Raw genomic sequence first — 3543 nt, 5'->3', positions numbered from 1 at the left:
AGAGAGTCCGTGCCACCGAACAGGAGGCCTGGCGGCATTCCTGCAGAGAAATCGAGCGGGTTGGTCGTATCGAGAACGAGCGTTCGATCGAAATTCTCCGGGCCAGCGAGATTACAGACGTCCTCTGCAGCGCCACCGAAGACGGCGAGGACTGCAGTATCGCCATACGATGCGGCATCCGAAAACGAGCCGACAGCGACTGTCTCATCGATTTCATCCTGCCAGTCACGGAGATCTTCAGGGCTCCGTGTCCCGAGTAGAACGTCCCACCCGTGTTGGGCGAATCCGCGACCGAGTGCTTTCCCCACGTCCCCACTGCCAAGAACACCGATTCGAGTGTTCGACATACCAGAGGTAGGTTCGATTCGATATTAAATCCGCCTTTCAGGGCGTGCTATCGGCAATTTTGAGCTGTTTAGTATCTCAGAATATCCACTGCCAATGATCTTGCCGGTGGATGCATACAGAACGCTAACCGCGAGGACGACGTCATTGACACCGAAGTCTACGAGGCCACCGATAGCGATCTCGTGCTCAGCGATGTACAGGATTAATGTTGACAAGAAGACGCCGGAAAAAACAGGACAACAGCGTGAACAGTACTCTAATGGGTACTCGTCGGTCTGAATAACAGGAACACGTTTTCCGCGTGTGAACAAGATCCACTGCTATCGTCACCGGCCGCCATTGGGATACCACACAGCACGGCCTGGCGTGTGGTGGTACCAGCGGTCGTCCTCGCGGATGAATCGCGGGTTGCGCCACCTGAACCGACCGTTGGCCGTGTACGAGAACGGGTCGGGCAGCTCCGACGCGGTCACGAGCGAGTGCTGGCAGGCCGTGAACTTCCGACGCGTCTGGTCGCTCGTTGGTGTGAACCGGTGTTCGACAGCGTCGTCGGCCATGTCCGCATCACGCCGGACCACGAGATTCTCGGCTTCGCTTCCTGGTGGAGCGGTCGCGCGCAGGTGATTGTCGAACGACGCAACAAGTTGAACCTGATCGGCGGTATACTGGCTGTCGCCTCCCACTTCACTGCCGGCGTAAATCGTCCCGCTGATACCGAGCACGAGCGCTGTCCGATCTCCGGTCGAGGCCGTCCGGACAGTATCTCGGCGTACGAAGCTAGCCACGTCGTTGCGACCGTGGACGAAGGATGAACCGAGCGCCCTCGCCCGTTCGTCGAACCCGTCCGGGATGGTCGGCAGGTCCGCGTTGACGGTGCACCCGACTCTCGGCGGATTCAGGATTCTATCGAGTACCTGCGGGAGCCCACGCGGAATCTCGTGGCCCTCGAACAGGTGCGTGACGAGACTGTCTCCCAGTGGGACGGCAGCGGCGACGCGTGTCTCTGGGCCCCAGCTGTCGCTAGCGAAGCCGTACGAACGACCGTCGGCCGCACAGAGGTCCATGAGGGTTCCCTGTGCGTCGCGGCCGACGACGGCTACCGGAGTCGAACCTTCCAGCGCGGAGCGCGGTTTCTCCATGTCCGAGAGGGCGGTCGGGAATAGCGCTATACGACCAGCGGTGGGATCCTTGACGGTGACCGGATCGGTTCCCTCCGGGAGGGGAACGCCGTCTGCGACGTACATCGGAAGTCCGCCTAATCCGCCAGACTGCATCGCGGCTCGAGGGGAATCGTGGGAGAGGGTGTTACACCCAGCGACGCTGCCAGCGCACCCAGTGGCGATTGTCGTGAGGAGGGCGCGACGGGAAAGCGGGAGCATTCAGCCACTGCTGGGCAATCCCGATATTTCAATCCTGTGATTCGAACCGGATTTACGACCGGCGCCAACTCGATTCGCCCGGGTCCACCCTACGCACATTTAACCGTCAACAGACTGCTCAAGTGCTATCCTTCCTACACCCTAATTTATCATCTGAGAAAGCGTACTGTGTATGAAGACCAGAAAATCATTGTTGGTTGATAATAACGATGGTGGTCATTGATTGGGGGTAACATAATGCAGACAATCGAAACTTGGTATGGCAAAGCGCAACACGAGCAGTCGTCGTCCAGGCGTGATGAACAGTGGCTCTATGGCGAACCCCAACACGAAGTAGCCGTCCAAGTGAACGTCGAACTCGGAGAATCAGATGCGTATCTTCGGTCCTGGGAGCGATATGCCCGAGAGCAGAACGAACGCATCGTCGAAACGCCGGACGCCATTCCACATATCGTTGATACCCCTGTTAAGGGGGAACGGAATGAGAGTGCTCTCTAGACGTCATTGATGCGGCAGTGTGCATGGGCGTTATCTTGCCAGTATACTGTTCATCGATGATTCCTACACCAAGATTCATAGAGAACGGAACCCTCCGTGACGAACTCGGTACGTGACGGAACCCAGATCGGTCGAACGATGGGAGAAAAGAGCCCACTCACCCACTCCAGCGGATGTTTCTCCGTCTCACGACGTTTCTCATCCCCTCTCGGCGCTCGCATGAACGATGAACTCCAGGGTTAGCTTCCCGAGGCACTCCGTTCGACGACGACTTTCTTCGTCTTTTTCGCGTCGATGCCGAAGAGGAACCCCGAGAGGAACAGTAGTTCATTCCCCACGTAATACTGCTGGATGACGTGATTCACCAACGATAGAATGGGATCAGGTGCGACACCGCCGATGAAGACCAAAATGAGTGCGATGATCGCTGCGATCCCCGCGAACCATCGCGTCACTGTCCCTGAGAGAAATCCGACGATGAATATTCCAATCGCAGTGATTAGGCTCATCGCTAGTTAGATTGGTTGGAAGCGTGTATCAAGCTAGTGGTGAATTATGATGTGTTTCGGACCCTCTCTAATTCGAATTCCCTTCCTACTTCGACGGAAAATTCCAGTGAACAGATAACTATACGGTCTTGCCGAAACCCCCGGACGTTATCGGTTTCACGAGTCGTGCTGAATGCAAAAGGTGTATTCAGCAGGTCGTTTGTATCAGCCGCTACGAACCCAAGGAGCCGACTGATTCAAACCGGTCCACCACGGGTGCACCTGAAGCGGTTATCCCGCTTGACCACCGAGAACCTATATGCAGTGTGAGACCGGCCAACGAGATCATCAGAGAACGAGAATATGAGGGCCCGGAACCGACGTTCGAAGGGGAAAGTACCGTGACCGACAATCGCCTCCCGGCCGAACATCTCTCGCCGCTCGCCACGCTCGTCGACGGGGTACTCGCAGGCGTCGGCTACGAGATGGCGGCAGCCACCGACGCCATCAACGACGCTGTCCCCGGCTATGGCGGTCTATTCGACCCCGCAACCACCCCGTCCGAGTTGCGTCGCGCGCTCGAAAGCTTGCTGGCGTCGGGTCTCGCCCGGCCATCCGCCCCCGAGCCGACGAGCGACACACTCATCCTCTACGTTGACGGTAGTTCACGCGGCAACCCCGGCCCCGCAGGTGCGGGTGCCGTCATCATGGATGCTGCCGGGGAGGAGCTCGCCCGTCTCGGCCGACCCGTTGGCTCCAAGACGGGGAACAACACCGCCGAGTACATCGCCCTCCAACTCGGACTCTCCGAACTGTTGGTTCGCTACGAG

General features: G+C 58.1%; 5 protein-coding genes. 2 read left to right on the top strand and 3 right to left on the bottom strand.

The features are described 5' to 3' along the window. Together BG842_RS15595 and BG842_RS15590 are read right to left on the bottom strand one after the other, a co-directional pair. On the bottom strand, positions 1-347 hold a 347-nt coding region (locus tag BG842_RS15595), incomplete at its 3' end, for an NADPH-dependent F420 reductase (RefSeq protein WP_175424172.1). A 327-nt stretch (positions 348-674) separates the two neighbouring features. Next, entirely contained in the window at positions 675-1592 is a 918-nt protein-coding gene (locus BG842_RS15590; RefSeq protein ID WP_139136142.1) for a hypothetical protein, read from the bottom strand. Between the two features lie 372 nt (positions 1593-1964). On the opposite strand from BG842_RS15590, the gene BG842_RS15585 reads away from it, so the two are divergent. After that, entirely contained in the window at positions 1965-2225 is a 261-nt protein-coding gene (locus BG842_RS15585; protein WP_069451457.1) for a hypothetical protein, read from the top strand. Between the two features lie 239 nt (positions 2226-2464). On the opposite strand, the gene BG842_RS15580 is transcribed toward BG842_RS15585, so the two are convergent. Beyond that, entirely contained in the window at positions 2465-2734 is a 270-nt protein-coding gene (locus tag BG842_RS15580) for a hypothetical protein (RefSeq protein WP_069451456.1), read from the bottom strand. A 380-nt stretch (positions 2735-3114) separates the two neighbouring features. Here BG842_RS15580 and BG842_RS15575 point away from each other — a divergent pair. Continuing rightward, on the top strand, positions 3115-3543 hold a 429-nt coding region (locus BG842_RS15575), incomplete at its 3' end, for an RNase H family protein (protein ID WP_069451459.1).

It is taken from the genome of Haladaptatus sp. W1 (genome assembly GCF_001723155.1).
GTDB lineage: Archaea > Halobacteriota > Halobacteria > Halobacteriales > Haladaptataceae > Haladaptatus > Haladaptatus paucihalophilus.
Note: the sequence above shows the minus strand (reverse complement) of the source record. Positions and strands in the feature narration are given on the sequence as shown.

Bases quoted from the DNA above. Each gene is read 5' to 3' on its own strand.
- BG842_RS15590 (WP_139136142.1), bottom strand. From the start codon at position 1,592: ATGTACGTCGCAGACGGCGTTCCCCTCCCGGAGGGAACCGATCCGGTC.
- BG842_RS15585 (WP_069451457.1), top strand. From the start codon at position 1,965: ATGCAGACAATCGAAACTTGGTATGGCAAAGCGCAACACGAGCAGTCG.
- BG842_RS15580 (WP_069451456.1), bottom strand. From the start codon at position 2,734: ATGAGCCTAATCACTGCGATTGGAATATTCATCGTCGGATTTCTCTCA.